Origin of the sequence: Lacticaseibacillus manihotivorans DSM 13343 = JCM 12514 (assembly GCF_001435035.1) — a bacterium.
Lineage (GTDB): Bacteria > Bacillota > Bacilli > Lactobacillales > Lactobacillaceae > Lacticaseibacillus > Lacticaseibacillus manihotivorans.
In genome coordinates this window covers 1-619 of the sequence record NZ_AZEU01000334.1, presented here as the reverse complement: position 1 = coordinate 619, position 619 = coordinate 1, and the positions used below count along the sequence as shown (strand labels likewise).

General features: G+C 39.7%; 2 pseudogenes. Both read left to right on the top strand.

The window, feature by feature from the left end:
* Positions 1-182, top strand: a pseudogene (locus FD01_RS16785) (hypothetical protein); the annotation flags it as partial.
* Between the two features lie 282 nt (positions 183-464).
* Positions 465-619: pseudogene (locus tag FD01_RS16255) on the top strand (IS5/IS1182 family transposase); the annotation flags it as partial.

Here is a 619-nt window from a genome sequence, read left to right as displayed (position 1 = left end):
TGGATCTTGTCAAAGAGAAGACCGCAGAGACAATTGCGGTTGCCGTAGACACTGGTATGGTCATGGCGAATTTGGAAAATCTTCTCGCAGTTTTAAGTAGACCAATTTCGATTACTGCCAAAAAGAATAAGACTGCGGTGAAGATTGATTACAAAGTTATCGTGGATTTGCCTGAAAGTTAGGGCTAATTCACCAGCCACTATTTAGTAAGGCTGAATTCAAAGAAAGAGCGGAAAAATTATATGAGAAATAAATTTGTTTTAGTAATTATGTTTATTTTAGCCTCTGTTGTTTTAGTGGGATGTTCCGTTTCGAATCAGTCCGCTAATAAGTGGCTGTTCAAAAACGTGTAGCGTTTGATACTAGTGATTTTGGGACATTACTGTCATATAATAAATGCATACGGAATCCTGGTTTTCAGACATTTCCCGTGCATTTATGAAATTCACTCGGAGGTTTTATCCATGGTTTATCGTCAAAGTCCCCACCAACTCTCTTTTGAATCCTTTGGTTGCGGCCTGAGCACACCGCTCAGTCCAAATAATGAGTGGGTGCGCTTAGCTGATATTTTTCCGTGGAAAGAACTCGATGAGGCATACCAATTGGAGTTTTCCAAGAA